Here is a 25,193-nt window from a genome sequence, read left to right on the forward strand (position 1 = left end):
TTAATCTCTCCCTGTGCTGTCGGCGCGGCGCGCGGGCGCAGCGTCGGATCTCTGTGATGTGTCGGGGGCGCTTGGATCGTCTATCCCCGCCTCGGCGGCGTCGAGCATCGCGTCGATTGCGTCGGTGGCTTCCTGCGGTGTGGCCTCGGCGGGGGACTTCGAACCATCTTGACGCGCGGGGATGGCCGCATTGTCGGTTTCTCGGGCGTCCTCGGTCGGCGTGCGCAGGTGGGCAGCCGGGTCCGAAGGCGCCTTAGCGCCGGGCTCGATATCGCCGCCCGCGCGCAGGGTCGCTTTGCGGATTTCCCCCTCGTCATCTCGCGCACGTTCGGGCGCCTGTGCGATTCCGGCGATGTCTTCGGGGCTGCCCGGGTTGGCGGCGGCGAACAACGCGTCAGGGGTTGAAAGTTCCTCGCCGAGCGAGGCGATTTCGCTCAGCAGGTCGAGATCAGCCATCGGATCGGCCTCGGCGGGGGGGAGCGGTGCCGGGGCGTCGCGGGATGCCTCGCGCGACAGCGCGCGCTCGATCCGGTCGAGATGCGCGTCGATATCAATGCTGCCCAGATCGAAACTGCGGGCGAGGCTCTGACCCTCGCCCATGCGCTCAAAGACCGAATGGGCTTCGGGCGTGGGCAGCGCGGGCGGGGCGGCGGGTTCGAACGAAGGCTCGTGCATCGGGGCTGGCATGGCGCGTGGCTGGGCCGCGTCGATTGAAAAGAGCGTGGCTTGACCCGGCACGGCGTTTTGCTCCGGGGGCTCCGTCGCGCCGATCCCGGACGGGGGCAGCGACCAGTCCGAAGCCGCGCGCGGGCCCGCAAAGGATTGGGCGCGGGCCGGTGCTGCGCGGATGACGGGAGCGGACGGATGGGAGATGGGACGTGGCGCAGAACAGGGCTGATCGGCGGCGAAGAAGGCGCTGGCAGAGAAGGGCGCAGGCGCGCGCGCCTCATGCTGGCGGGCGGCCATTTCGGACAGATGGGCGCGGCGCGGGCTCATGTCTTTGGCCCTCCGCGCTTCAGGTCGAGCCGCAGCTCTGCAAACGGATCAAGCGCGACACTCAGCGGATTCGAACCTGCGCGCAGGTTCTCGGGTCCGAGCGCGATCACCACACGTTCCGGGCGCGCCTCGGTCAGCTCTGCCGCCACCCCGTTCAGCGTCGCGCGCGGGTAGCCCTCGGGCGCGATGTCCGGGGCCAGATGCGATCCGGTCAGCACCAGCGACAGACGTCCATCGCTCCCCGGTTCCAGCGTCATCGACTTCACCATCGGTTGCGCCTTGCCGCGTTTGGCGGCGTTGATCTTGTCCGCGAGGTCCGCGTAATCGACCTTGGCCCGGCCCTCGGTGCGGTCCTGCACCACGGCCCCCAGATCGACATTGCGCTGCTCCAGCCGTTCGAGATCGCGCGCCGAGGTGACGCCGACTTTCTTAAGCTCCTGCTTCACCTCCGGCTCGATGCCCTCGATCTCGTCCAGCGTCAGGTCGTCGCCCGAGACGGGCGCCGTCGAGGTCTCGGTGATCTGGCGGTCAGTGATCGAGCCAAGCTGAAACGCGATCCGCGAGGCCCCCTCGTCACCGGGGCGCGCCACCCGGAACCGCAGCGCGCCACGGTCGTATTGCGGAAAGACATGCAGGTCGAAGCTGACATCCTGAACCGCGTAGGAGAGCTTGCGTGTTATCCCCTTGAGCGAAAGCGTGTCGCGCGCCTTGTCGAGCTCGTGGACGAGCGAGTCGATGAAGGATTCGAGTTTCCAGCTTTCGGCCGCCTCAGCCATCGTTCTGCACTCCTATCCGAAGCCGGACCCGATGCCAGACCGGCAGCACCGATGTCGCGATCTGCTGCGTGGGCGCGGACCCGAACAGCCCGAGCCGCCCCGCGTCTTCCGTCAGTTGCAGCTCGACCGGCAGATCGACGGTCATCTCTTCGACGCTCAGATCGCCCTCGGTCGCGAGCGCAGGTTCGACGAGCATCTCGATCAGTTCCGACAGGCCCGGCAGAAGGGTTTCGGGGGCGTAGTCACGCGACATGGCGGGCCCTCCGGCTGTGGGGGCGGGCGCGGCGCGATTGGGTGGCGACGAGATCGCTACGCGCAAGTGCCACGTCGGTCTGCGCGATCCAGGTGCCGTCGCCAAGCGCGCGTCCGGCCGTTCCACCCGTGTCCAGCGATCCGACCCGGAGCGCGAGCCTGCGCGGCACCGGCAGGCGGAAGCGCGCCTCGCCCATCGCGAGGACCTGCCCATGCGGGTCGATTTCGGAGGGCGTGCGGAAGACGCAGGTATCGAGCCCCATGACCGGGTAGGCGAAGACCTCGAACGGGTCCCCGATCTGGCCGCGGAAGGTCAGCCGCGCATGGCCCGCGCGGTTGAGGGCCTGCGAGAATTCAGGTGCGTGGAGGGCTGCCTGCGCGCGGGTGGGAAGCGCCTCGCCCGACGGGTCGAGCATCGTCCCAAGCCGCGAGAGGGCGGCGGGCGACAGCTCCATGCCGCTGCGCAACCGGGCCTGCATCCGCGCGATAGAGGACTCGACGGGTTGCTCGGCCAGCGTGGTCTCGATCCGGCGATGGGTGTCGCGGGACTCGGGCGGGATCACGTAGAGATAGCGGGTCTCGAGGTCGTAGCTCTTGGCGCCGTCCGCGAAACGCCCGGCCCAGATCTTGTGCCAGTAATCCCCGAACTTCGCCCGGTCCGAGAGCGCGACTTCCTCGGCGCCGGGTTCGAGCCGGTCAAAGATCATGCCCGGCGCGATCCGCCCGCGATGCTGGATCGGAGCCCCGCGCAGAGCCCCTTGCGCGTTCGGCCAGATCAGCGTGAAGCAGAAGATCAGGTCGCTGTCCGAGGGTAGCGTGGCCGAGACATCGGCGGGGATTTCCGGCACGCGGGGCAGCCGGCCCGACCCTTCGACCGTGCCGATTGCGAGTGTCGCATGGTGCAGGATTTCTAGCGTCTGGGCATGCTTCACCTGAAGCTGCACACGCGCATCCCGCAGCTTCGGCGTGCGACCGTCGGACAGCGTCGGCAGCGTCACCGACAGCGGGAAGGCGAGCCGCTGCCCCTGCGCGTGGAGGCTGATCTCGCGCCCGGCGACGGGCAGAGTCCGGATCTCGGGCAGTTTGAGCGAAACCGAGGCCGCGCGCACCCAGTCCGCGCCCGGATCATGCGCCGAGAGGCTGAGGCTCATCGAGGCCAGCAACTGGTCGAGCGCGGCATCGTCGACGCCGGGGTTCAACTCGCGCAGATGGCGCAAGTCCTGCTCATGGCTCTCGATGCCGAGCCGTGCGGCGTCGCGCATCGCGTTAAAGATCGTCTGCATGTGCTGGTTCGGCATTTGCAGGATCTGCTGCACCGTTTCGGGGGTGAGCACGTTTTGCAGGATCGGGCCGAGAACCTGCCCGGCGAGCGCCCCGGTGACGATGCCGCCGTCGATGATCATAGCGCGCGAGCGCGTGGAACTGCGGGCCAGCGGCTGCCAGCTTCCGCGCCGGGCGGCGGCGCGGGATTTTGCGCGCATCCGCATCAGGCTGGCGGAGCCGGACGCGGGCGCAGGTGCCGGCGCCGGGGCGCTCGCGGCGGCAGGGGCAGTGGCTGCGGCGGGCGCGCGTTGCGTCTCGCGCAGGATCTCGGTCAGGGCGCTGATGTCGCGGCGCAACTGCTCGTTCGACAGCCCGCCGAGTGCCTGCCCCGCCTCGCGCGCTTGCTGGCCACCCTGGCCCGGCAGAAGCGCGCCGAGAAGCTGGCCAACGACCGGGGCCGCGCCCCCCACGATGCCCGAAATCGAGGGCAGCGCCTGCAAGAGGACCGGACCGATCTGCGACAGGAGCGGGCCGATTGCGGCAGCAAGCCCGCTGGCGGCGCCGGTCAGCGCGCCAAGGAACATCGCGTTCGACTGCGGCACCTGCGGGCGGGTCCGCCAGCGCATCGGCACCGGCTCGGGCGCGGTATGGGCGCGGGCAAAGACCGGGCCGCGCGACATTGGGATCGGCCGGGGCGGGAAAATGGGTAGCTCAGCCCCGTTTCCGGGTTGAGGCCCGCGGATCGGCGGCAGGACGCGCAGCGCGGGTGAAAGTGGGGCGATGTCGGACACGGCGGGACCGTTCCGCTCGGCATCCGCATAGCTCATGAGCTGGATCGCCTCGGCCTCGTCTGAAAGGGCGGCGTCGGGCAGTTGGAACTGCGCGCGCCCCATGGCTTCGGCCGGCAGCGGACCGTGGAGTTCCGAAACCCAAACCGGGTCTGCCAGCAACTCGACCCCGTCGACCGTCTGGCGCCGGTCCGGTCCAACCGCCACGCGCCAGAACCGGTTCGCGCCGATCTCGATGCGAAATGCGCGCGGGTCCGGGTCGGTCGGGTCCTGTTCAATCCACGCCAGCGCCATGACTTAGCCTCCGCCGCCCTGTCCGCCGGAGCCGCCCGTGCCGCCGCCCCCGGCCGCGTTGCGGTCGGCATTGGTGACGGGACCATACATCTCGGCGAAGTTGTCGAGTTTGAAGTAGTCGGACTTGAAGGTGATATCGACGCTGCCCGCAATTTTCGCGGCCAGATCGGTCGAGGCCTCGCTCTTGACCGAGGACAGGCTGATCCGGGTCTTGCGCCGCGACCGCGTCGTCCCGGCATTGCCGCCGCCGATGATCTTGCCGATAAGACCCGTGCCGATGCTACCGCTGCGAGAACTGGACATCGACTCCTTCAAGGCCGCCTTGTCGCCCTTCTGGATCTGCTCAGACGCCTTGATGTCGAACAGCACCGAGGCCTTGACGTTACCACGCTCGACCACGAGCCGGGTGACGCCCATCAAGATCACCTCGCGCAGGAGCGCACGCTGCTCCTTGGCCATGGCGATCTTGGCATCCATGATCCGCGATTTGACCTCGTTGTCACCGATATCGAGGGGCTGGCCCGAACTGTCGGTCAGGATCGCGGCGGGCTGGCCGCTTGCATCGGTCTCGTCATCCGAGAAGTCGATGTTGAACTCGTCCGAATTGTTCTCGGCGAGGTAGCCGAAGGCGGCGGTGTCGTCGATCGCGTTCACGAATTTCGAGACACTCTCGGTCGCGGTCTTCAGCAGATCCTGAAACGAGTTCATCTGTTGCAGGGTCACCTCGAGGTTGGCATCAAAGACGCCCTTCAGGAGATCACGAACAAATCCAGGAAAATCAACATTTTGCACGAAATCCCCGGCCAGTTCGCCGGCCTGTTCGATGCGTTCGTTCTGGTGGCGCGCGTCATTGATCATGTCACCTGCGTTTTCCGCCATGGCGCGGGCGGGCAGACGGCTTTGCGACTGCGCGCGGGCGGGCGGTGCGGCGCCGTAGCTTTGCGCCAGATCGCGGTAATTCGCCTGATAAATGTCCTGGAACAGCGATTTCTGCTCGGCGACATCCAGCGTCATGAAACTGCGCGAGCGGCGCAGCGCATCGCGGGTGCGGGCGCGGGCGAGTTCCTTTAGGGCTTCGTGGTCCTGCATGGTCTGGCCTGTCCGTTCAAGGGCGCGGGCGCGCGGCCCGCAGGAGGAGTCAGAAATCGTCGAAATCTGCGAATTCGCTTTCGAAATCCTCGAACTCCGCGTCATCGGGGGCGGTCTCTGGCTCGCCGATCAGGCTGGAATTGATGATGTAGCTTTCGCCCATGCTCACCAGTTCCACGAGATCGTCGGGCGAGAAGGTCGCCTCGTCGAACCCGGCCGCGATCTGGTAGATGCGGTTGCCGTCGACCGCGACCCGGACCAGCGGCGCGACGGGCATGGTCGAGCCGAAGGTGCGCCGCGAGAGTTCCGAGATCACCGTCCACATATTGCGCCGCCGCACGCCGCCGAAGCTTGCGATCACGTCGGGATCGTTGAGCACTTCGAACGCGTCGTTGAGCTGCGCGTAGAGCTCTTGCGTCTGCATGAAGGCCATCCCGGTGCAATGTTCCGAGAGGTTGTATTGCAGCTCGCGCAGCGCCTGATAGATCGGCTTCGGCGAGACAGGCGACACGTCCGAGCGCCCGCTTTCGATCTTTTCGGACTTGTCGATATAGTCCGCGATCTCGCCCATGAGCGCGCCCCAGACGGTCGGGAAGCCCTTGTTGACGACGGCCCGGTCGAGCACACCCATGCCGCCTTTGTTCAACACGCGCTTGTAGAGCATCGCGCGCTCGTCGGGGGCGGAGCGGTCGTCGAGGAGCTTCCAGTAGCGGTAGAGTTTTGCGGCCGCCGGACCCTCGGCCACATCCACGGCCCCCGACGCCCAGTCGAGCACCAGCGCCTCGGCCAGATCGAAGATCCTCAGCCGCTCGCCCATTTCATAGATATAGTCGATGGCCCCTGCCGCCTTGATCGACACCGGCAGAACGCCTTGCTCTTCGATCGTCTCGAAGGTGTTGACCGAGAAATCCCAACTGCCGGGAACGCCCCCGCCATGCAGCGCCGAGAGCGGATCGGTTCCGCCCGTGCGGGCACGCAACGCCGTGTCATAGGCCGAGTAAAGAATCTCGTCATAGATGCCCTGATCGAGCTTACCCTGATCGAAGCCCGTGCGGATATTCGCGCCGCTCTTGTCGAGGTAGCTCCACATCCGGCGCTGAAGCGCGAGCGGGTCGTCGGTCACGCGGTCGATATCGACCTCGTTCTTGGCGATATAGCCCGAGACCCAAGCCGGGATCGCACCGAGCGAGGTCACCTCCGAAAGCGCGCCCTTCAGGCTGCTTTCGAACTGGCCGTCCGTGAATTTGATAGTCTCTGCCATGTCGATCACTCCTTACCGACGCTCAGGTGCTGGCGCAGATTTTGGCCTTGAGGATTTCGAAGCTCGCGCTCCCGGCAGGGGCGTCGAGTTTCATGTTGCGAACCGCGATGCCCGCGACGAGCCCGGCGAAGCGGTCGCGCATCGAGCCCGGCTCCTTGCTGTCGAGATCAAGCACGATTGTATCGGCGAGCCCGGTCACGTCCTTGGCGACCTCGACCTTGATCGGGAAGGTCTGCTCGGGGCGGCGCGGGACGGCTTGGGCGATGCGCTCGCGCAGCAGGACCGGATAGGCGCGGGCGAGGATCTCGCGGCGGATGTCCTTGATGCGGCGGCGGTTGAGTTGCTTGGTGACCTCACCGCAGGCGGAGCCGACGCCTGCTTCGAGCGCCGAGGCGCGCACGGCTTGCGTGGTGGCGGTTTGCTCCATCTCATCGGCAAAGGCGGCGAGCGCCTCGGTGATCCACGCGTCGAAATTGATCTTGCGGGTGCGGATCGAGAGAAAGTCGATCCGGCTGCCTTCGCCCTCTTTCTGGAATAGCTCCACCAGCTTCGACAGATGCGGCGGCATGGCTGCTGCGCCAAGTTCATTGCCCAGCTCGCGCATCGCGGCTTCGAGCGCATCATGCAGCGCCTCGGCCTCTTTGTCCTTGGCGGCTGCGGCACGGCGCGCGGCGGCGGCGGCCTTTCGGGCCGCGTCCAGCGCCGTGCCCTCGTCGCCAAGCGCGATCTCGATCTCCTGAACCATCTCATCCGCCGCCTCGAAGCGCTTCTCATAAGCTGCGAATTGCTCGCGGTTCTTCACATGGGCGGCGTGGCTTTCGATCAGCGCCTTGTAGAGGGGGGCGACGTCCTTATCGGAAATGCCTTTGCTGGCAGCGCCCTTCTCGAAGGCCGTCTTGGCGGCGTCCAGCGCCGTCGCGCTCTCTTCGAGCTGCTTTTGCTCTTTGGTCATCAGACCCTGCGCATTGGCGCGGCGTCTTTTGCTGACCTCATGCGCGCCGTCGAGTTGGGCGATACGGGCGCTGATCGCCCCGGCCTCGCTCTCGGCCTGCATCATCGCCTTGAGCGCGTCATCGCGCGCGGCGCGGGCCGCGTCGAACTGGCCCTCCAGATCGACCAGGGTTTGGAACTTTATCTTGGCGTCGCTCATGGTTTGCTCCGTCAGTTGATGCGCGCGCGCGCCAGCCGCATAGCGTCGGCTGCGTTGAGACGTCCGAACCCGGCGCGGCGATCGCGATAGCGCGGCCCCGGACGGTCGGCGGTGGAAATCAGGATCTCGGTCAGGTCGCGGGCGCTGAACCGCCCGCCCGCGCGATGCGCGAGGGATTGCAGGAGGGCCGCGGCACCCGCCACGAAGGGCGCGGCCTGCGAGGTCCCCGAGGCCGCCGCATAGCCACCGCCGGGCCTGGCCGAGACGATCTCTTCGCCCGGCGCGATCAGCTTCACCTGCGGCCCGAAGGTCGAGAACCCGGCGACGCGACCATCCTCGCCCGAGGCGCCGATCGCCATCACGCTCTCGAACGCGCCGGGGTAATAGAGGGTCTCGGTCCCGTCATTGCCCGATGCCGCGACGATCAGAACGCCCTTGCGGCGCGCGTAATCCACAACCTCCTGATGGGGCAGGCCGCCACCCTCATGGCGCACGCCGAGGCTCATGTTGATGATCTGCGCGCCGTGGTCGATGGCGTACTTGACGCCGGTGTTGATGTTTTCGATGAGGCCCGCACCAAGCTTCTCGCCGTCGCGTTCCATCGTGGCGAGCACGCGCACCGGCATCACCGTGCAGCCCGGCGCCACGCCGCTCGACATGCCAAGCCCGCGCGCGGCGATGATGCCCGAGACATGGGTCCCGTGACCGACCTCGTCGGCGGGGTCATGATCCGCGCCGATGACATCGCCGATGAACTCTTCGGCGCCCGAGAGGATATTCACGAAATCCGCGCCGTCGCGCATCCGGCCCTCGAATTCGGGGTGGCCGATATCGACGCCGGTATCGAGCACCGCCACCGTGACGGTGGGCTCGCCGCGCCCCATGCGATGCGCCAGATCGAGACCGATCTGCGCCTGTGGGCGGCGTTGGCGGCGGCTTTGGGCGACGCTTTGGCGCGGCGCGAGGCGCTCTGCGCCGATCTGACCCACGCGCAGGTCTTCGACTTCGGGCAGGAGCCGGATCTCGTCGATGAGCGCGGGCGGGATGCGTCCGTTGCGCTCCAGCACGAGCCGGTAGATCCGGTCGAGCCCGGCGGCCCGTTCGTCTTCCGACCACTGGCCACCAGCGCCGGGGCGATACTCGGCGGTGGTCCAAACGGGCAGGCCATGGCGTGCAAGGGCGGCGCCGATGGCGGGCGAGAGTGGCGCGGTCAGGGATTTGTCACGGATCGCCTCGGTCCAATGCGCGCGCCGGGGCGGCGGCGTGTCCGAGCGGGCAAGGCGCAGGATGAGATGCGGTTTCATGGGCCTTTGCGGCGTCGCCCGCCGCCCTCCGGCTCGTCCGTATCGAGTCCGATCCGCTGCGCGAGGAATTGCGTGAGGCCGGGCAGGTAGTTGAAGACCCAGCGGTCCTTGGTCTTGGGGTCGATGACGGTCGCAAACCATTCGAGCGTCTTGCCGCCCGCCGTCTGCGTGAGCTGAAAGCGCAAGGTGTAGCTGGCATGACGGGTGCGGATGGTGTTCTCCGCCTCCGGGCCGCCGATGGCTGTGCGCTTCGACATTCAGGGTCATCTCCCGTCCTCCGAATCAGACTTTCAGCGTGGCATGGCGGTGACACGGCGCTGTCACGGCGGGTCACCGAAGTGTCACGGGTTTGAAAGCAAAAGAAAAACCCGCGCTTTGGGGCGCGGGTTGCGGGTAGGGGACGGGCTGTGCGTGGCTTAGTCGGTAATCCGCGAGATCATCTCGAGCGCATCGTCGAGACCCGTCCGCGTCATGGTGAGCGAGCGCTTGGTGCTGCGCAGGCGTTGGGCCACGGCGCGCGCGATTTCGAGCGCGCGGCGGCTTTCGTCGGGGGCGCGACGACGGTCGGCGCGGGCGATCATCCGCTCGTAGAGCGCGCGGGTCTCCTCCATCGGTTCGAGCCCGAGGGCGCTGGCCAATTCGCCCTGACAGATGCGGTATTGCGCGATGGCCTTTGCGCGGGCGCCCAGCTCCAGATAAGAGCGCATCAGCAGCCGGTGGATGTCCTCACGCAGGGGTTCAAGTTGCGCCAGCCGCGCGCCGAAGCGCACCGAGCTGGCGGGGTCGCCTGCGCGCTCCGAGATCCGGGCGAGCAGGCCGAGGCCGTCGACAAAGACCATCCGCAACCGCTCGCGTTCGAGATCGGCCCAATCGGCATCGATCTGCTCGAAAGCGTCGCCCCGATACAGCGCGACGGCCTCGGTCGCCCGTGCGATCTGTTGAGCGTCGGGGGCATCGCGGTGATGGAGCAGCACCTCCATCGCGTCCTCGAACTCGATCAGATCGACCCGGATGCGGGCCTCATCATTGAGACGCAGCCGGGTGCTGGACGACGTATCGAACAGGTCCTCGAGCCCCGGGATCGTGCGGATGCGCCAGAGCGCGGTGGCAAGGCAGCGCCGCGCCCGCCGTCCTGGCTTGTCCGGCCAGAGCCGGTCGGCCAGCGCCTTGCGGTCGGCAGGGCGGTCGCGGTGACACAGCAGATAGGCGATGACGGGCGCGCAGGAATCCGGGATCGAGAGGGTCTCGCCCCGCTCCTGTTCGAGATCAAAAGCGCCCAGAAGGCGTAGAACAGCCATGCTTGCGATCCCCTCGTGCGCCCCAGTTCGGGGCAGCATCGCAACGCGGGTCGCTTACTCAAAATGCAAACCGGTATCGCCCGGCTTTTCGACAGAAAAGACCCAGTGTCGTTCGATGGTTTCGAATGTGAATTGTTCCCTGATCGCACAATCTTTGCGCGAGTCGGACCCTACGTCAAGCGGTCATCCGGCTGCGCCATTCGGATCGGCGGAAAGGCCCGGAAGGCTAGGGCATGGACAAATCCAGCCGAGATGACATTCTGCGAATGGGAGGGCTGGCGCAGGTTTTGTCTGGCCGGGAGTGAGGATCGCAGGATGAAGACACGCATTGCGCTTTTGCGCGCCATGGGCGCGGCGCGCCCCTATGACCAAAGCCGACCGCTCGAGATCGTCGAGGCGGAGCTGGCCGAGCCGGGACCGGGGGAGCTGCGGGTCAAGATGGCGGCGGCGGGGCTGTGCCACTCCGACCTGTCGGTGATCAACGGGGATCGTCCGCGCGATATGCCAGTGGCGCTTGGTCATGAGGCCTCGGGCGTGGTGGATGCGGTCGGTCCGGGTGTCACGCGTTTCGCGCCGGGCGATCACATCGTGCTGGTCTTCGTGCCGTCCTGCGGCCATTGCGTGCCCTGTGCCGAAGGGCGCCCGGCGCTCTGCGAACCGGCAGCGGTCGCGGCGGGGCATGGCACGCTTTTGAGTGGCGCGCGCCGGATCACGGCCGAGGGCGCGCCACTCAACCATCATATCGGCGTATCTGCATTTTCCGATTACGCGGTCGTCTCCGAGAATTCCTGCGTGAAGATCGACAAGGACATTCCGCTCGACCTTGCGGCGCTTCTGGGATGTGCGGTTCTGACCGGGGTTGGCGCGGTGCTCAATTCGGGCGATCTGCGCCCGGGCCAGTCCTGCGCGGTTATCGGGCTGGGCGGCGTCGGTCTGGCGGGTCTTTTGGGCGCGGTTGCGGGCGGTGCCGGGGCTGTCGTCGCTGTAGACCTTGCCGAGGACAAGCGCGCGCTTGCGCTCGACCTTGGGGCGACTCATGCCATCGACCCATCCGCACTCGGTGCAGTCGAGGAGGTTCGCAACCTGACGGGCGGGGGTGTCGATCTGGCGGTGGAACTGGCGGGTGCGGTGCCCGCGCTGCAATTCGCCTATGCCATCACCCGGCGCGGCGGAACGACGGTGACGGCGGGTTTGCCCAACCCTGCGCATGAACTCAAGATTCCGGCCGTATCTCTGACGGCGGGCGAGCAGGTGCTCAAGGGGTCTTATGTTGGCTCCTGCGTGCCCGTGCGCGATATCCCGCGCTATGCCCGGATGATGGTGCAGGGGCAGCTTCCGGTTGAACGGCTGCTGACGCATCGGATCAAGCTCGACGAGATCAACGAGGGGTTCGAGCGGCTGGCCTCTGGGGCGGCGATCCGGCAGGTGGTCATCTTTGACTGACGCATGAAGCCCGAGACCTTTCCTCGCGCGGCCATCCGCCTACATGCGGGGAAAGAGTTTCGCAGGAGGACCCCATGTCGCGCTATGCAAAAACCCCGGATGCGCTCGCCCGGCTGACGCCGGAGCAGTATCGCGTGACCCAGCAGAACGGCACAGAACGCCCCGGAACCGGAGAGCATCTGGGTGAGAAACGACGCGGCATCTATGTTGATATCGTCTCGGGGGAGCCGCTCTTTGCCTCTTCTGCGAAATACGAGTCCGGTTGCGGTTGGCCGTCTTTTACCCGGCCCCTTGTGAACGAGCATGTGGTCGAGCTGCGCGACACGAGCCACGGGATGGTGCGGACCGAGGTGCGCTCGCAGCATGGGGACAGCCATCTCGGGCATGTCTTCAATGACGGTCCGCCCGAGGAGGGCGGGCTGCGCTACTGCATCAACTCGGCGGCCCTGCGTTTCATCCCCTATGAGGAGATGGAGGCCGAGGGCTACGGCGCGTTTATGGCGCAGGTCGACTGATCGCCTCGTGTGAGCCACGCGCGAAGGCCCCGGATGGGGCCTTTTGTTTGTGCAATCCCTGTGGCAGGGTCGCGCCCAAACCACGAACAGGAGAAACGCATGCGCAAGATCGAACTGGGGCGCACCGGGCTGATGGTGAGCGAAATCTGTCTGGGCTCGATGACGTGGGGCTCGCAGAACACCGAAAGCGAGGGCCATGCCCAGTTGGACGCGGCGTTGGAGCGGGGCGTCGATTTCATTGACACCGCCGAGATGTATCCCGTGAACCCGGTGCGTGCAGAGACGGCCGGGCGGACCGAAGACATCATCGGCACGTGGCTGGCCAAGCGCGGCAAACGCGACGATGTGGTGATTGCGACCAAGATCGTGGGCGCCGGGTCGGTGGTTGCGGGCGGTGCGCCGATCGCGCCCAAACGGCTGCGGGAGGCCCTCGACGCTTCGCTTGCGCGGCTGAAAACGGATTACGTCGATCTGTATCAGCTGCACTGGCCGAACCGCGGTTCGTATCACTTCCGCAAGACCTGGAGCTTTGACCCGACCGGGCAGAAGACCGCGCAGGTGCGCGAGAATATGGAAGAGGTGATCGACACGCTGGGCGAGTTGGTGCGTGAGGGCAAGATCCGTCATGTCGGGCTCTCGAATGAAAGCGCATGGGGCACCGCGGAATGGCTGCGCCTCGCCGAAGCGGGCAAGGGGCCGCGCATGGCCGCGATCCAGAACGAATACTCGCTGATGTGCCGCTATTTCGATCTCGATCTGGCGGAGCTGTGCCACCATGAGGATGTGACGCTGCTGGCCTATTCGCCGCTCGCGGCGGGCATCTTGAGCGGCAAGTATTCCGGCGATGTCACGCCCGCGCCGTCGCGCCGGGCGCTGGTGCATGATCTGGGCGGTCGCGCCAATCCGCGCGCCTTCGAGATCGCCGATATTTACGCGGGCATTGCGCGCGAGGCGGGGCTCGACCCGGTGACGATGGCGGTGCGCTGGGTGATGGAACGCCCGGTGCGCACGATCCCGATCATCGGTGCGACGACGCTCGATCAGTTGCGGGTGAATATCGACGCGGCCGAGATTGCGCTGCCCAAGGATGTCTCGGACGAGATCGCGCGCGTTCACCGTGCGCATCCGATGCCGTTCTGAGGAGGGCGGTCTCGATGCGCGCAGTCATTCTCGGAGCGTTGACGGTTCTGGCGTTGGCGGCGTGCAAACCGCAATCCAACGCCCCCGATGCTCTCGAACCCGTGGGCGAGGCGCGCGTGGCGTTTGATCGTGCCAATTGCGAGGCCGCTGGCGGGGCTTGGCGGACCGGTGAGCGGGTCGCGTTCTGTCAGTATCAGACGCGCGACGGCGGCAAGTCCTGCACCAACGGTACCCAATGCGAGGGCGCTTGCCTCGCGCGCGCCCAAAGCTGCGCGCCGATCCGTCCTCTGATTGGCTGCAACGAGGTCATCACCGGTGCTGGACTACGGGTGACCGAATGCGTCGAGTGACCCCGCGCCTCGGCTGGCTTGCAATGCTCGCGCTGGCGGGCTGCATTGGGGCGAAGCCCGCGCCGCCCGATTATCTGGTGACGCAGGGGCGCATGTCCTCGGCGGCGTTGTTCGATCCTGCACGGTTCGGCGGTGACTGGCGGGTGATCCGCAGCGGGGCCGGGGGCTGTGCGGGCGCGCAGCAATCCTGGGGTTTCGACGGGGCGCAGACTTATTCGTTGAGCGGTGTCGATTGCTCCGGGGCGCGGCCTGCTGTGCTTGAGGGCACGGCGGTGGTGACCGGCCCCGGCGGGCGGCTGATGGCCCGGGGGGCTGCGTATCAGTCCAAGCCCGTCTGGCTGCTTTGGGTGGATCAGGACTACCGCATAGCGGTTTTGGGAACCCCGGACGGCAGTTTCGCGGTCGTCTTGGCCCGAGAAAACGTTGCGGCGCGTGGAGACCTGACGCGCGCGGCGCTGGAAGTACTTGATTTCAACGGCTACGATCTCGGGAAGCTGCCTGAATGAGTGCGGGCATCGGCTGGGCACTCTTGGTCGTGCTGGCTTCCGCGCTACAAACCGCGCGCTTCGTCTTACAAAAGATCCTCGCGGGGAGTGGCCTCTCGACCGGGGGCGCGACGTTTTCCCGGTTCCTGTTCGGCGCGCCCATCGCGACGGCGGCGGCCTTGGCGCTGGTCCTTGGCACCGGCGTATCTGTGCCCGAGCTGACGCCGCGTTTCTGGGGTTTCGTTCTCGCGGGCGGCGCGGGGCAAGTCTTTGCGACCTTCCTGACCGTCGCGCTCTTTCAGCTGCGCAATTTCGCCGTGGGTGTCGCCTTTACCAAGACCGAGACCGTGCAGGTCGCGCTGTTCTCGGCGCTGATCCTTGGCGAGGCGGTGTCGGGGCTGGGCTGGGTGGCGATCCTGATGGGGTTCGCGGGGGTGCTCTTGATGTCGCGGCCACCACAGGGCGGGCGTTGGCTGGGCCGCTCGGCGCTTTATGGGGTGCTGGCGGGGGCGGGTTTCGCCATCGCAGCGATCGGGTATCGCGGTGCCACGGTCGAGCTGGAACCGCTGCCCTTCGTGCTGCGCGCGATGATTGCGCTGGCGGCGGCGACCTGTTCGCAAAGCCTTGGCATGGCGCTTTATCTGCGGTTTTTCGAGCCCGGAGAACTGACCCGCGTGCTCCGGGCATGGCGGCGCACGGTCTGGGTCGGGATCACGGGGGTTGGCGGCTCGGCGGGCTGGTTTTGCGCCTTTGCGCTTCAGAACGCGGCCTATGTGCGCGCCTTCGGGCAGATTGAGATGATCTTCACGCTGATGGCTTCGGTGCTCTTCTTCAACGAGCGGCTGCACCGGCGCGAGGGTCTGGGGATCGCTCTGGTGGTGCTGTCGCTCTTGCTGTTGGTGTTGGGGGCGCGCGGCTAGATCAGGCGATCCGGCGGAACTCGGAGCGGGGGCCGGAATTATCGAAGAAGGGCACGCTTTCGGGCGGGGTGATCCGGGCGCCCGAGGCATCGAGCAACGCCTGCACTTCGGCCAGAACGACCTCGGTGATGAAGGGCAGGTTGAGCGCGCGCGCCTCGGCCATCGGCACCCAATGCAGGTGAGACAGCTCATCGCAGGCGCGCGAGAAATCCTCGGGGTCGCCGCAGATATCGGCCACGTCGCACAGGAAGAAGCGCGCGTCGAAGCGGCGCGGGCGACCCGGCGGGGTGATCGCGCGGAACACGAAATGCAAGGGCGCTGCGGCGGGCAACTGCCCCAAGGCGGCGAACTCGGCCCAATCGCCGGGCGGCGTGCCGGGCCAGCGGCCCTCAGTGCCCAGAACGAGGCCGGTCTCCTCCCAGAGCTCGCGCACCGCGGCGGTGGCGAGTGCCGGGCCAATCGCGTCGGGTGCCTCAAAGGCAAGCCTGCGCGCGCAGGTCTCGGAGAGGGCGGAGCCAAGCGGAATATCCCAGTCCTCGGCATCGAGCGCACCGCCCGGGAAGACGTATTTCGACGGCATGAAGGCCGCGCCCGCGCCGCGCATCCCCATCAGCACCGCGGGCCCGTCCGTCGCGTCGCGTCGCACGATCAGCACGGTCGCCGCATGCCGCAGCGCGGTTTTGTCGATCGGGGCGGTGGGGCGCAGCTCAGTCATGGACGATCTCGCCTGCGCCAAAGCCATGCATCCGCCGCGACCATTGGATCGCAACGATCATCCCCTTGAACATCGGCAGCAGCAGCAGCGAGAGCGCGAGCGTGCCCGCGCCGAACATTGCGATCATTGTCATCGGCGAAGGCCGATAGGCGATGAATACCCACAGGATTGCGGGCGCGAGGATATGCCCGACCACGAGGATCGTCAGATAGGCAGGCCCGTCATCGGCGCGGTGATGCGAATAGGTCTCGCCGCATTCGGGACAAGTGTCGCGCACCTTGAGGTAGCCATCCAGCATTCGGCCTTTGCCGCAATTCGGGCAGCGGCAGCGCAACCCGCGCAGGATGGCGGTCTTGACCGGGCGGTCGTCGATCATGTCGTCGCGGTAATTGTCCATGCGCTCTCCCTTTCGCTTCCTCTTTAGAGCCGAAATCGTCGGTCGGGAAAAGAGGGTGCTTGCGATCACGCCGTGTCACGGATGCGTGTGGTGATTGCCGGGTGCGACGGAAAGCCGGAACTGGGGCGTTTGTCGGATGTAAGCGGCGCAGGGGCCGCATGAAACAGGAGATGACAATGAAACTGAGCAGCAAATCCGTCATGCTGGCCCTTCTGATGGCCGGGACGAGCATCGCCGCCGTGGCGCCAGTCATGGCGCAGGACCAGACCCCGCCGCGTGTTCAGGCGCAGGACGGGACCGGGCCGGGCAATGGTCCGGGTGCGGGCAATGGTCCGGGCGCGGGGAACGGGCCGGGCGCAGGTCCGATGGATGGCACCGGTTCCGGCCCGATGGGGCGCATGCCGATGGGCGCGATGCCGGGCATGATGGACGGGCCGGGAATGGTCTTCGAGAGCTTTGACGCGGATGGCGACGGCAAGGTCACGGCCGAGGAGTTTCAGGCAAAGCGCCAAAACGACATCGCCGGGCTTGACGCGAATGGTGATGGCAAACTGAGCGCCGAAGAACTCGTCGCGCAAGAGATGAAGCGGGCGCAGGTTCAGGCCGAAGCACGCGTCAAGGCGCGCATCTCGGCGCAGGATATTGACGGGGACGGGCTGCTGTCGGTCGAAGAACTGGCGACGCGTTCTGTTCCGGCGGCGATGTTCTCGCGTCTCGACCGCGATGGCGACGGTGCCGTGAGCGCCGAGGAAATGGCTGCGGCCAGGGCGATGATGCAGTCGCGGATGGGCAGCCGCGATCAACGCGGCGACCGGATGGAGCGTGGGCGCGATGGGGGCCGCATGGGCGGGTATGATCATCACGGCGGCAAAATGATGCGCGGCGGGCACGATCATGGTGGTCAGCGCGGCCAGCGTATGGGCGGAAATGGTCCGGGCATGGGGCCGCAAGGCAATGACGGTTGGGGGCAGTTCTTCCAGCGCAACGCGCCCGGTCAGAGCGACTACTGAGACCGGCGGGACCCGGGCGCAACCGTCCGGGGCCCCCGATTGCGCCCTTTCCGCTTTCGCGTTAGGCCAGAGGCAGAATGGATATGGCACTCGATGCGCTCACCGATGTCTCGGACGAGACACTTCTGGTTCTCTATGGCAATGGGGACCGGGATGCGGCGCGCAGCCTGACGCTGAGGATGGGGCCGCTGGCCTATCGGGTGGCCTACCGAATGCTGTCGGATGCCGCGGAAGCCGAGGATGTGGCGCAAGAGGCGCTATTGAGGCTTTGGCGGATCGCACCCGAATGGCGCAACGGCGAGGCCAAGGTTTCGACCTGGCTCTACCGGGTCGTGACCAACCTTGCGACGGATCGGCTGCGCAAACGGCGCGGTGTCGGGCTGGACGAAGCGCCCGAGGTCGAAGATGGCGCGCCGTCGGTCGTGCAGGCAATGATCGCGCGAGACCGGATGAACGCGCTTGAGGCAGCGCTGTCGCAATTGCCGGACCGGCAGCGGCAAGCGGTCGTTTTGCGCCATATCGAGGGGCTTTCGAACCCCGAGATCGCCGAAGCGATGGAAATCGGCGTTGAGGCCGTAGAAAGTTTGACGGCACGCGGCAAGAAGGGGCTGGCGAAACTGCTGGCGGGCCAGCGTGCGGAATTGGGGTTTGGCGATGACTGAGCACAAGCAAGATCGAGATCACGGGTTGAACGCCCTGTTCGAGACAGCCCGCGCTGACGCGCCGATGCCGTCCGCGGCGTTCCTCGCGCGGGTTCTGCAAGACGCGGAGGCCGAGCAGCAAGCCTTTGGCGCGCGCGGACGGGACCAGACGGGTGTCCGCGATGACGGGCTCGGGCTTTGGGGAGCGGTCATGGGCCTGTTCGGCGGCTGGCGCGGAGTTGGTGGCATGGCGACGGCTGCGCTTGCGGGGGTCTGGATCGGCTTCTCGGGCGTTGATACGCTGAGCGGCTATCTGGGAACGAGCAGCACCGCGACGGCGAGCCTTGGTACGGTCGAGCTCTTGCCCGAAGGGGACGAATTCGCGGCATTGTTCGGCGAGGAGGGATGAGATGAGCACGCAGGCTACCGGGGCGGCCCCGAAAATGCGTGGATGGGTGCGGGTGCTGTTGATTGCATCGGTGACGCTCAACCTGTTGGTGGCTGGGGTCGTGATCGGTGGCGTGCTGCGCCATGACCGACATCCGCCCGCGCCGAATGTTGGCGAGGTATCTCTCGGCCCGCTGACCGAAGCGTTCAGCCGCGAGGATCGTGCGGCATTGCGCGACAGGGCGCAGGAGCGGGGGCAGAATTTCCGTGACATGCGCCAGCAAGCCAAGGCCGATATGGAGGCGCTGATCGCAGCGATCGAGGCGGAGCCTTATGATCCGCAGCGCGTGAGCGATCTGCTTGCGCGTCAGCGGGAGCGTACGCTTGAGCGCGCACAGATCGGTGGCGCGCTGATTGCGGAACGGCTGGAGGCGATGGGGCCGGAGGCGCGGCGCGCCTTGGCAGAACGGTTACGCCGGGGCGGGCGTCACTTTGGACCGCCGCGCGACAAGCCGGATAATCGCTGACGTCACCCGTTCAGGCCGCGCTCGCATTGACGAGTTGTACCTGATTGCGCCCGCCCGCCTTGCACCCCAGCAGTGCGCGGTCGGCCAGCGATATCAGCGTATCGACCGAGCCTTCGCGGGCCCGCCCGCCGCCAAGCGCCAAGCCGATCGACAAGGTGACCATGATCCGGGTGCCATCTGCGAGCTCGACGGGGCTGTGCTCGATTATGGCGCGCAGCCGTTCGGCCGCGCCATGCGCCTCTTCGAGTGTGGTTTCCGGGAGTGCGACGAGAAACTCTTCCCCGCCGATCCGCGCGATCAGGTCCATCGACCGCAAATTGGCACTCAGCCGACGCGCAACCTCGGTCAGGACGGTGTCGCCGGCTGCATGGCCAAATGTGTCATTGACCGATTTGAACCGATCCAGATCAAGCACCATCACCGCGAAAAGCCGACCCGTCTGTTCGGAGCGTTCGGCCATGCGCGCCAGATGGGGCATTGCGTAGCGCCGGTTGAAAAGCCCGGTCAGCGGGTCGATCATCGCCAAACGCAGGCCATCGGCGAGGTTGCTGCGATGCCGGTCATACCGGCGTTTGCGCCGCAGTTGCGCGCTGAGTCGCAGCGCGGCTTCCTGAGCCGCGAGATCATCGCTGAGGGCAAGGGGCAGCAGGTCGCTCGCCCCGAGATCAAGCGCCACGGCTGCGGTTTCGCGCGCCGTTTCGGCCGCAGCGATACAAATCACCGCATGGCGCGAGCCCGGACGTGAGCGCAGCTCCGACATCAGCCGAAGCCCTTCTGCGGGTTGCGCGAGATCGGCGGCGATGACGAAGGCGTCGGGCGGAGATTCACCACTGGTCGCGCTCAGCGCTGTGTTGCGGTCAAGGATCGAGATGTTGTCATTGGGTAAGCTGCGCTTGAGTGCCGCGCGCCACGTGATCGCACGTTCAGGGCGGTCAGCGATCAGGGCGATGCGCGCCGCAGGCACGAAGTCTTGCGCCTGCTCGGAAAAGCCGAGTTCACGGAAGGTTTGCTCGCGCTGGAACAGCTCTTCGTCGGTTTCTCGGGTGCGGAGCAGGCCACGCAAACGCGCGAGGAGCACCAACTCGTCAAAAGGTTTGCCGATATAATCCGCCGCCCCCGCGCGCAATGCCTCGATCCGGGCTTCGGAGGAGGGGCGCGCGGTGACGATGATAATCGGAATCGACGCCGTTGCTGGGTGTTTCATCAGCTCCCGGCAGACCTCGATACCATGAATGTCGGGCAGCTCGGCATCGAGCAGAATGAGATTGGGTCGCTCCGACCGTGCGGCGCGGAGCGCTTCGACGCCGTTGCGCGCCTGAACTGTCTCATAGCGCGCCCCCTTGAGCTTGGCTTTGAGCACAATTCGGTTGGTCGCAACGTCGTCCACGATCAGGATCTTGCCTGCCATGGCGCATCACACTCCTTTGACCCACTCGAAATCTACGGCCATCATGGCTACCAAGAGGTTAACAAATTGTTTCTATGAGGCGAGCGAATATGACGGATCGGCGGGATTCGGCTCACGTTTTGGCGATAAAGGCCCTTGGCTGGCTCGCCGCGCGCGATGATCTGTTCGAGGCATTTCTTGCGAATTCGGGTGCAAGTGCTTCTGATGTCAGGGAAAATGCTGCGAGTCCGGCGTTCTTATGTGGCGCGCTGGACTTTGTTCTGATGCAGGATCAATGGGTGTTGGACTGTGCCGGGGCGCTTGCCATAGAGCCGCAGAGCCTTGTCGAGGCCCGTGCGATTCTGGGCGGCGGCGATATGCGGCACTGGACCTGAGCGGAGAGGATATTAACGAATGCAGATCGCGGCGATCCTGTTCGACAAGGACGGAACCCTGTTTGATTTCGATGCAAGCTGGGGTGTCTGGGCGCGGGGGCAACTGGAACGGCTGGGCGCCGGAGATGCTGCGCTGACGGGGCGGCTGGCCAATGCGATCGGCTTCGATCTGGCGTTGGCGCGCTTTGCGCCAAGCTCTCCGGTCATTGCGGGCACGTCGGAAGAAGTCGCCGATTACCTGCTGCCGCATCTCGCCGGGCAAGATCGCGCAGCGCTGATCGCGGATCTGAACGCCGCGGCCGAGGATGTGCCGCTGGCCTCTCCAGTCGATCTTACCGCTTGCCTGAACGGGTTGCGTGCGCGCGGGTTGCGCCTGGGTGTGGCCACGAACGATTCCGAGGCCACAGCGTGGTCGCATTTGCGGCAGGCCGGGGTCGAGACAGCCTTCGACTTTGTGGCCGGATATGACAGTGGGTTTGGTGCTAAACCGGAGCCCGGGCCGCTTCTTGCCTTTGCCCGCGAGATCGGGATTGCTCCGGCACAGGTGGCGATGGTCGGCGACAGCCGGCACGACCTGCACGCGGCCCGTGCGGCAGGGATGCGGGCCGTGGCGGTGCTCTCGGGGCCTGCGACACATGCGGACCTTGCGCCGCATGCAGATGTCGTCCTGCCGCATATCGGAGCGTTAGAGCACTGGCTCGACGCGGGCACCTGAGCGAGAGGCTGTTCAGCCCCGCGGGACGCGGTTAGGCTGGCCCAAAATCTGGAGGCCGGGAATGAATTCCATTCGTATGCAGCATCTTATGCTTGGAGCGCTGGCAGGGCTGGGCCTTTGGGCGCTGATCGAACATGTCGATCTGACGGGGCGGCTCGATTTCGCGGCGCTGGTCTTTGCGATCATCTTTTTTGGCGGAGGCCTGGTCATGGCGGGACCGCTTGGGGTCTGTCGCGCCTTGATCGGCGCGGCTGGCGTCGCATTGCCGGTCGCCCTTCTGGCGCTTTGGGAAAGCACGAATTTTGCTACTCCGGAAGAGATGATGGAGAGCGGCCATGCCGTTCTGGCGCTTGTCGTACTGGGCGCGCTGCCGCTACCTTTCGCGATGTCGCTCCTGCGCCATGGGCGGGACGGTCTTTCCGAGTATCCGACCTTGTTCATGGAGTCCTGGGGCGTCGTTGTGCGCTATGCGGCTGCGGCCCTGTTCGTGGGCGTCGTTATCGCGGTGCTGTTCCTTTCGGCGCAGCTTCTCAAGCTGGTCGGGCTCGATATGGTCGAAGACTGGCTCGAGGAGCCGGTGGTGATCTGGACGCTGAGTGGCGCGGTGCTCGGCCTTGGGCTTGCGATCGTTTATGAACTCTCGGACATGATCTCTCCGGTGTTGGTACTGCGACTGCTTCGGCTCTTGTTGCCGGTTGTTCTTTTGGTTGTGCTGGCCTTCGTGCTGGCGCTGCCGCTGCGCGGATTGTCTTCGCTCTTTGGCCATATGTCGGCGGCGGGTATTCTGATCGTGACGGCGCTGGGAGCGATCTCGCTGATTTCGATTGCGGTCGATCAGGATGATGTCGAGGCGGTTCAGGCCCCGATCATGCAGTGGTGCGCGCGTGGGCTGGCCTTTCTGGTGCCGGTGCTCGGGGCGATTGCACTTTGGGCGCTGCATTTGCGGATCAGGGAGTATGGCTGGACGCCCGCGCGCGTGTCGGGCGTTGTGGGCGGGTTGGCCGTAATGGGCTATGGCATCGCCTACGCGGGGGCGGCTCTGGGCGGGCGGCATTGGATGGGCTGGACGCGGCGGGTGAATATCGCCATGGCATGCGCCTTGATCGCGACAGCGACGCTCTGGATGACGCCGCTCATCAATCCCGAGGCGATTTCGGCGCGCGATCAGATGCAGCGCCTTCAAGACGGGCGGTTGGCCTCGACGCAGGCACCGCTGTGGGAGTTCGCGCATGACTGGGGTGTGCCGGGGCGTGCCGCGCTAGCGACGTTGCGCGCCGAGAAGGCGCCGCAGGACCCGGAGTTCGCGGCGCTTCTGGAGCGCTTGGACGCGTCTGACCATCGTTGGACCTTTGAGCGCGCGCCCGAGACTGTGGCGGATGACCGGCTGGCCGGGTTTCGCGCCGAGCTTGGGGTCTGGCCCGAAGGCGCGAAGGTTCCGGACGGCGTCTTGCGTGAGGCGCTGCGTCTCGATCCGCGGCGCAGCGGTGATAGCTGCGCGGCATTGCGTCGCGGAGAGGTTCCCGGCTGTCTCGTGATCGTGGCCGATCTGATCCCGGGCGCGGAGCTTGAGGCGATTTTGATCACCGCGCGCGATGTCGGGCGGTTCTCCGGCGGAGAGCTCTATGTGTTCCGTGGGGGCGTCTGGGCGCGTGAGGGGGCGTTGACAGTGCCTTCACGCTTCGCGGCGAGCGACGCCGAGGTGATCGCGCAGCTTTGGTCCGGGGCGGGGGCCATCGTTCCGGCCGGGATTCAGGCGCTGTCGCTCGGGGACACGACACTGGTGCCGCAGGTCTATTCGCCGCTTGACCCCTAAGCGTTTCATGGGCTTGTGGCTTTTGGCGGTTTCTTAACCCGTGCGCGCTAACCTCCCGTCACGGAGGCGAAGATGCATGGTTTGATTAACAAGTCTATTCAGTGTTTTTTACGTGATTCTTATGGCACGGCCCTGTGGGAGGCGGTCGCGCGGGAGACCGGTCTCGATACTGTCGGGTTCGAGGCCATGTTGCATTACGACGATGCGGTGACGGAACGCATGATCGGTGCGGCTGCGGCGCTCAAGAACCGTCCGCGCGCGGCGCTCTTGGAGGATCTTGGCGCCTATCTGGCCTCGGTCGAGGGTTTGCGGCGCTTGCTCCGTTTCGGAGGAGGGGATTACTGGGATTTCCTGCGCTCGCTCGATGAGTTGCCCGGGCGTAGCCTTATGGCATTGGTCGATCTGGAGTTGCCCGAGCTGGATCTGCGCGAAGACGGGGGCGGACATTTCTCTCTTGTCGTTTCGGGTAAGGTGCCCGGCTGGGGCGCGGTCATGGCGGGGTTGTTGCGTGCCATGGCCGATGATTACGGCGCCCTCGCGGTGATCGAATGGGAAGATTCAGGAAGGGAGGAGCGGATCGATGTGACGCTCCTTGAGGCGCGCTATACCGACGGCCGAAGCTTCGAACTCGCCCGCCCGCAGCGCGAGGAGGCCCCGGCATGAGCTATATTCGCACAGGCATAGCGCGGCCAGAAAGTGGCGAGGATCAGGGTGGCCTTGGCAGCGGCCCCCGGCATGATCCGGCTCTTGCTGGCGTCACGCTTTCGGTGAAGGGCATCGCGCAACTGATGCCGATGTTCCTGAGGCTTGATCGGGATGGGCGCATTGTCGAAGTCGGCTCTACTCTGGAGAAAGTTCTGGGGGAAAACGTGTCTGGCCAGCCTATGGAGAAGGTCTTCAGGGTGGGGCGCGGCTGGGCACCGAATGGCGGGTTCAGGGGAGAGCCGGGGCACACCATGGGGGATGCTCAGTTCGAAGCATTGCCTGATCCGTTGCGAATTGGCGACTGGAGCGCGTTGCCGGGGCGGCGGGTGTATCTTGGCCTGACGCGGCATCCCGATATCCAGCTCCGCGGGGTTTGCGTTCCGCTGGGCAGTGACGCGGATGGCGTGCTGCTCAATCTGTCTTTTGGCATTCATCTGTCCGATGCGGTGCGCCGCTTCGCGCTGAGTGATGCGGATTTTGCCCCGACCGATCTGGCGATGGAGCTATTGTATCTGCAAGAGGCCAAGGCGGCGGTCCTTGGAGAGTTGCGCGGTCTGACAACCCGGCTGGAGGCTGCGCGCGCGGCTGCGCATGACAAGGCGATGACGGACGCGCTGACGGGCCTTGCCAATCGGAGGGCGTTTGATTTCGCGCTCGGGCGCTCTGTGGCCGGGGTCCGGCATGGTGGCGCGCCTTTTGCGGTCGCGCATCTCGATCTTGATCACTTCAAGGCGGTGAACGACACGCTGGGTCATGCCGCTGGCGATTTCATCCTCGAACAGGTGTCGCGCATTTTACGGGAGGAGACACGGCAGGGTGATCTGGCCGCGCGTGTCGGAGGGGATGAATTCATCCTTCTGCTGCGCAGTCCCGTCGATCCGGGGGCGATTGAAGCCATGACGCAGCGCATCATCGGACGGCTGGAGCGACCGGTGACGTTCGAAGGCCGCGAATGCCGGATCTCCGGGTCGTTCGGCGTCGCGCTATCCAGCCAGTTGGAGGTGTTAGAGGCAGAGCGGCTTCTGGCCATGGCCGACGCGGCGCTCTACCGGTCCAAGAGCGCCGGGCGTGGCTGTTGTTCATTTGCGGGCGATAACGCGTTGGAGGCATAGGCGCGGCGGGCTTGCCTTTGTGATATGTGCAGCCTGCCAATATGGGCTTTTCAGCCGGGCCTCGG

The 25,193-nt window shown here is 66.1% G+C and carries 28 protein-coding genes; 15 read left to right on the forward strand and 13 right to left on the reverse strand.

The window, feature by feature from the left end; genetic code table 11:
* The 10 genes from P0X85_RS11175 to P0X85_RS11220 all read right to left on the reverse strand — a co-directional run bounded on the left by P0X85_RS11175 (position 1) and on the right by P0X85_RS11220 (position 10,471).
* Positions 1-996 (reverse strand): hypothetical protein, encoded by a 996-nt coding sequence (locus P0X85_RS11175; protein WP_275812988.1) that lies wholly within the window; start codon positions 994-996, stop codon positions 1-3.
* Positions 993-1,772, reverse strand: coding sequence for a hypothetical protein (locus P0X85_RS11180; protein WP_275812991.1), 780 nt, complete (start codon positions 1,770-1,772; stop codon positions 993-995). Before P0X85_RS11180 ends, P0X85_RS11175 begins: the two co-directional genes overlap by 4 nt.
* Positions 1,765-2,025 (reverse strand): hypothetical protein, encoded by a 261-nt coding sequence (locus P0X85_RS11185; RefSeq protein WP_275812994.1) that lies wholly within the window; start codon positions 2,023-2,025, stop codon positions 1,765-1,767. The genes P0X85_RS11180 and P0X85_RS11185 overlap by 8 nt, the downstream gene beginning before the upstream one ends.
* A complete protein-coding gene (locus P0X85_RS11190; RefSeq protein WP_275812997.1) occupies positions 2,015-4,369 on the reverse strand; it encodes a hypothetical protein in 2,355 nt (784 codons plus the stop codon). The genes P0X85_RS11185 and P0X85_RS11190 overlap by 11 nt, the downstream gene beginning before the upstream one ends.
* Positions 4,370-4,372: 3 nt before the next feature.
* Positions 4,373-5,458, reverse strand: coding sequence for a hypothetical protein (locus P0X85_RS11195; protein ID WP_275813000.1), 1,086 nt, complete (start codon positions 5,456-5,458; stop codon positions 4,373-4,375).
* A 49-nt stretch (positions 5,459-5,507) separates the two neighbouring features.
* The gene (locus P0X85_RS11200) at positions 5,508-6,719 is read right to left on the reverse strand and encodes a hypothetical protein (protein ID WP_275813002.1); all 1,212 of its coding nucleotides are present in this window, start codon (positions 6,717-6,719) and stop codon (positions 5,508-5,510) included.
* A 22-nt stretch (positions 6,720-6,741) separates the two neighbouring features.
* A complete protein-coding gene (locus tag P0X85_RS11205) occupies positions 6,742-7,869 on the reverse strand; it encodes a hypothetical protein (RefSeq protein WP_275813005.1) in 1,128 nt (375 codons plus the stop codon).
* 11 nt (positions 7,870-7,880) lie between these two features.
* On the reverse strand, positions 7,881-9,173 hold the full coding sequence (locus P0X85_RS11210; protein WP_275813008.1) for a S8 family serine peptidase: 1,293 nt from the start codon (positions 9,171-9,173) through the stop codon (positions 7,881-7,883).
* Positions 9,170-9,430 (reverse strand): hypothetical protein, encoded by a 261-nt coding sequence (locus P0X85_RS11215; RefSeq protein ID WP_275813011.1) that lies wholly within the window; start codon positions 9,428-9,430, stop codon positions 9,170-9,172. The genes P0X85_RS11210 and P0X85_RS11215 overlap by 4 nt, the downstream gene beginning before the upstream one ends.
* A gap of 159 nt (positions 9,431-9,589) precedes the next feature.
* Positions 9,590-10,471: an AfsR/SARP family transcriptional regulator gene (locus P0X85_RS11220; protein ID WP_275813014.1), complete on the reverse strand. Its 882-nt coding sequence runs from the start codon at positions 10,469-10,471 to the stop codon at positions 9,590-9,592.
* 315 nt (positions 10,472-10,786) lie between these two features.
* Here P0X85_RS11220 and P0X85_RS11225 point away from each other — a divergent pair, with 315 nt between their 5' ends.
* The 6 genes from P0X85_RS11225 (at position 10,787) to P0X85_RS11250 (ending at position 15,324) form a co-directional block, all read left to right on the forward strand.
* Positions 10,787-11,914: a zinc-dependent alcohol dehydrogenase family protein gene (locus tag P0X85_RS11225; RefSeq protein ID WP_275813017.1), complete on the forward strand. Its 1,128-nt coding sequence runs from the start codon at positions 10,787-10,789 to the stop codon at positions 11,912-11,914.
* A 74-nt stretch (positions 11,915-11,988) separates the two neighbouring features.
* Positions 11,989-12,429, forward strand: coding sequence for a peptide-methionine (R)-S-oxide reductase MsrB (gene msrB / locus P0X85_RS11230; protein WP_275813020.1), 441 nt, complete (start codon positions 11,989-11,991; stop codon positions 12,427-12,429).
* A 99-nt stretch (positions 12,430-12,528) separates the two neighbouring features.
* The gene (locus tag P0X85_RS11235; protein WP_275813023.1) at positions 12,529-13,569 is read left to right on the forward strand and encodes an aldo/keto reductase; all 1,041 of its coding nucleotides are present in this window, start codon (positions 12,529-12,531) and stop codon (positions 13,567-13,569) included.
* Between the two features lie 14 nt (positions 13,570-13,583).
* Complete coding sequence (locus P0X85_RS11240) at positions 13,584-13,919, forward strand: hypothetical protein (protein WP_275813026.1); 336 nt, start codon at positions 13,584-13,586, stop codon at positions 13,917-13,919.
* On the forward strand, positions 13,907-14,425 hold the full coding sequence (locus P0X85_RS11245; protein ID WP_275813029.1) for a lipocalin/fatty acid-binding family protein: 519 nt from the start codon (positions 13,907-13,909) through the stop codon (positions 14,423-14,425). The genes P0X85_RS11240 and P0X85_RS11245 overlap by 13 nt, the downstream gene beginning before the upstream one ends.
* Entirely contained in the window at positions 14,422-15,324 is a 903-nt protein-coding gene (locus P0X85_RS11250) for a DMT family transporter (RefSeq protein WP_275813031.1), read from the forward strand. The genes P0X85_RS11245 and P0X85_RS11250 overlap by 4 nt, the downstream gene beginning before the upstream one ends.
* Position 15,325: 1 nt before the next feature.
* On the opposite strand, the gene P0X85_RS11255 is transcribed toward P0X85_RS11250, so the two are convergent.
* Both P0X85_RS11255 and P0X85_RS11260 read right to left on the reverse strand, forming a co-directional pair.
* On the reverse strand, positions 15,326-16,039 hold the full coding sequence (locus P0X85_RS11255) for an NUDIX hydrolase (RefSeq protein ID WP_275813034.1): 714 nt from the start codon (positions 16,037-16,039) through the stop codon (positions 15,326-15,328).
* On the reverse strand, positions 16,032-16,436 hold the full coding sequence (locus P0X85_RS11260; RefSeq protein WP_275813037.1) for a DUF983 domain-containing protein: 405 nt from the start codon (positions 16,434-16,436) through the stop codon (positions 16,032-16,034). The genes P0X85_RS11255 and P0X85_RS11260 overlap by 8 nt, the downstream gene beginning before the upstream one ends.
* Before the next feature lie 176 nt (positions 16,437-16,612).
* On the opposite strand from P0X85_RS11260, the gene P0X85_RS11265 reads away from it, so the two are divergent.
* The 4 genes from P0X85_RS11265 to P0X85_RS11280 all read left to right on the forward strand — a co-directional run bounded on the left by P0X85_RS11265 (position 16,613) and on the right by P0X85_RS11280 (position 19,001).
* A complete protein-coding gene (locus P0X85_RS11265; protein WP_275813040.1) occupies positions 16,613-17,446 on the forward strand; it encodes an EF-hand domain-containing protein in 834 nt (277 codons plus the stop codon).
* 77 nt (positions 17,447-17,523) lie between these two features.
* Positions 17,524-18,108: an RNA polymerase sigma factor gene (locus P0X85_RS11270; protein WP_275813043.1), complete on the forward strand. Its 585-nt coding sequence runs from the start codon at positions 17,524-17,526 to the stop codon at positions 18,106-18,108.
* Positions 18,101-18,496: a dihydroorotate dehydrogenase gene (locus P0X85_RS11275; RefSeq protein ID WP_275813045.1), complete on the forward strand. Its 396-nt coding sequence runs from the start codon at positions 18,101-18,103 to the stop codon at positions 18,494-18,496. The genes P0X85_RS11270 and P0X85_RS11275 overlap by 8 nt, the downstream gene beginning before the upstream one ends.
* A 1-nt stretch (position 18,497) precedes the next feature.
* On the forward strand, positions 18,498-19,001 hold the full coding sequence (locus P0X85_RS11280; RefSeq protein WP_275813048.1) for a periplasmic heavy metal sensor: 504 nt from the start codon (positions 18,498-18,500) through the stop codon (positions 18,999-19,001).
* A gap of 10 nt (positions 19,002-19,011) precedes the next feature.
* Here the strand turns inward: P0X85_RS11280 and P0X85_RS11285 are convergent, their stop codons facing one another.
* A complete protein-coding gene (locus P0X85_RS11285; protein ID WP_275813051.1) occupies positions 19,012-20,409 on the reverse strand; it encodes a diguanylate cyclase in 1,398 nt (465 codons plus the stop codon).
* Between the two features lie 89 nt (positions 20,410-20,498).
* On the opposite strand from P0X85_RS11285, the gene P0X85_RS11290 reads away from it, so the two are divergent.
* The 5 genes from P0X85_RS11290 (at position 20,499) to P0X85_RS11310 (ending at position 25,128) form a co-directional block, all read left to right on the forward strand.
* Positions 20,499-20,783, forward strand: coding sequence for a DUF3572 domain-containing protein (locus P0X85_RS11290; protein WP_275813054.1), 285 nt, complete (start codon positions 20,499-20,501; stop codon positions 20,781-20,783).
* 19 nt (positions 20,784-20,802) lie between these two features.
* On the forward strand, positions 20,803-21,498 hold the full coding sequence (locus tag P0X85_RS11295) for an HAD family hydrolase (RefSeq protein ID WP_275813057.1): 696 nt from the start codon (positions 20,803-20,805) through the stop codon (positions 21,496-21,498).
* A gap of 61 nt (positions 21,499-21,559) precedes the next feature.
* Positions 21,560-23,311 (forward strand): DUF4153 domain-containing protein, encoded by a 1,752-nt coding sequence (locus tag P0X85_RS11300; protein WP_275813060.1) that lies wholly within the window; start codon positions 21,560-21,562, stop codon positions 23,309-23,311.
* Positions 23,312-23,383: 72 nt separating this feature from the next.
* Positions 23,384-23,974, forward strand: a complete 591-nt coding sequence (locus P0X85_RS11305) for a heme NO-binding domain-containing protein (RefSeq protein ID WP_275813063.1) — start codon at positions 23,384-23,386, stop codon at positions 23,972-23,974.
* Positions 23,971-25,128: a GGDEF domain-containing protein gene (locus P0X85_RS11310; RefSeq protein WP_275813066.1), complete on the forward strand. Its 1,158-nt coding sequence runs from the start codon at positions 23,971-23,973 to the stop codon at positions 25,126-25,128. Before P0X85_RS11305 ends, P0X85_RS11310 begins: the two co-directional genes overlap by 4 nt.
* The last annotated feature ends 65 nt before the right edge of the window (positions 25,129-25,193 follow it).

It is taken from the genome of Pseudothioclava nitratireducens (assembly GCF_029210495.1).
GTDB classification, from domain to species: domain Bacteria; phylum Pseudomonadota; class Alphaproteobacteria; order Rhodobacterales; family Rhodobacteraceae; genus Pseudothioclava; species Pseudothioclava nitratireducens.

Coding starts and splice junctions, on each gene's coding strand:
- P0X85_RS11175 (WP_275812988.1), bottom strand. CDS start 996: ATGAGCCCGCGCCGCGCCCATCTGTCCGAAATGGCCGCCCGCCAGCAT.
- P0X85_RS11180 (WP_275812991.1), bottom strand. CDS start 1,772: ATGGCTGAGGCGGCCGAAAGCTGGAAACTCGAATCCTTCATCGACTCG.
- P0X85_RS11185 (WP_275812994.1), bottom strand. CDS start 2,025: ATGTCGCGTGACTACGCCCCCGAAACCCTTCTGCCGGGCCTGTCGGAA.
- P0X85_RS11190 (WP_275812997.1), bottom strand. CDS start 4,369: ATGGCGCTGGCGTGGATTGAACAGGACCCGACCGACCCGGACCCGCGC.
- P0X85_RS11195 (WP_275813000.1), bottom strand. CDS start 5,458: ATGCAGGACCACGAAGCCCTAAAGGAACTCGCCCGCGCCCGCACCCGC.
- P0X85_RS11200 (WP_275813002.1), bottom strand. CDS start 6,719: ATGGCAGAGACTATCAAATTCACGGACGGCCAGTTCGAAAGCAGCCTG.
- P0X85_RS11205 (WP_275813005.1), bottom strand. CDS start 7,869: ATGAGCGACGCCAAGATAAAGTTCCAAACCCTGGTCGATCTGGAGGGC.
- P0X85_RS11210 (WP_275813008.1), bottom strand. CDS start 9,173: ATGAAACCGCATCTCATCCTGCGCCTTGCCCGCTCGGACACGCCGCCG.
- P0X85_RS11215 (WP_275813011.1), bottom strand. CDS start 9,430: ATGTCGAAGCGCACAGCCATCGGCGGCCCGGAGGCGGAGAACACCATC.
- P0X85_RS11220 (WP_275813014.1), bottom strand. CDS start 10,471: ATGGCTGTTCTACGCCTTCTGGGCGCTTTTGATCTCGAACAGGAGCGG.
- P0X85_RS11225 (WP_275813017.1), top strand. CDS start 10,787: ATGAAGACACGCATTGCGCTTTTGCGCGCCATGGGCGCGGCGCGCCCC.
- msrB (WP_275813020.1), top strand. CDS start 11,989: ATGTCGCGCTATGCAAAAACCCCGGATGCGCTCGCCCGGCTGACGCCG.
- P0X85_RS11235 (WP_275813023.1), top strand. CDS start 12,529: ATGCGCAAGATCGAACTGGGGCGCACCGGGCTGATGGTGAGCGAAATC.
- P0X85_RS11240 (WP_275813026.1), top strand. CDS start 13,584: ATGCGCGCAGTCATTCTCGGAGCGTTGACGGTTCTGGCGTTGGCGGCG.
- P0X85_RS11245 (WP_275813029.1), top strand. CDS start 13,907: ATGCGTCGAGTGACCCCGCGCCTCGGCTGGCTTGCAATGCTCGCGCTG.
- P0X85_RS11250 (WP_275813031.1), top strand. CDS start 14,422: ATGAGTGCGGGCATCGGCTGGGCACTCTTGGTCGTGCTGGCTTCCGCG.
- P0X85_RS11255 (WP_275813034.1), bottom strand. CDS start 16,039: ATGACTGAGCTGCGCCCCACCGCCCCGATCGACAAAACCGCGCTGCGG.
- P0X85_RS11260 (WP_275813037.1), bottom strand. CDS start 16,436: ATGGACAATTACCGCGACGACATGATCGACGACCGCCCGGTCAAGACC.
- P0X85_RS11265 (WP_275813040.1), top strand. CDS start 16,613: ATGAAACTGAGCAGCAAATCCGTCATGCTGGCCCTTCTGATGGCCGGG.
- P0X85_RS11270 (WP_275813043.1), top strand. CDS start 17,524: ATGGATATGGCACTCGATGCGCTCACCGATGTCTCGGACGAGACACTT.
- P0X85_RS11275 (WP_275813045.1), top strand. CDS start 18,101: ATGACTGAGCACAAGCAAGATCGAGATCACGGGTTGAACGCCCTGTTC.
- P0X85_RS11280 (WP_275813048.1), top strand. CDS start 18,498: ATGAGCACGCAGGCTACCGGGGCGGCCCCGAAAATGCGTGGATGGGTG.
- P0X85_RS11285 (WP_275813051.1), bottom strand. CDS start 20,409: ATGGCAGGCAAGATCCTGATCGTGGACGACGTTGCGACCAACCGAATT.
- P0X85_RS11290 (WP_275813054.1), top strand. CDS start 20,499: ATGACGGATCGGCGGGATTCGGCTCACGTTTTGGCGATAAAGGCCCTT.
- P0X85_RS11295 (WP_275813057.1), top strand. CDS start 20,803: ATGCAGATCGCGGCGATCCTGTTCGACAAGGACGGAACCCTGTTTGAT.
- P0X85_RS11300 (WP_275813060.1), top strand. CDS start 21,560: ATGAATTCCATTCGTATGCAGCATCTTATGCTTGGAGCGCTGGCAGGG.
- P0X85_RS11305 (WP_275813063.1), top strand. CDS start 23,384: ATGCATGGTTTGATTAACAAGTCTATTCAGTGTTTTTTACGTGATTCT.
- P0X85_RS11310 (WP_275813066.1), top strand. CDS start 23,971: ATGAGCTATATTCGCACAGGCATAGCGCGGCCAGAAAGTGGCGAGGAT.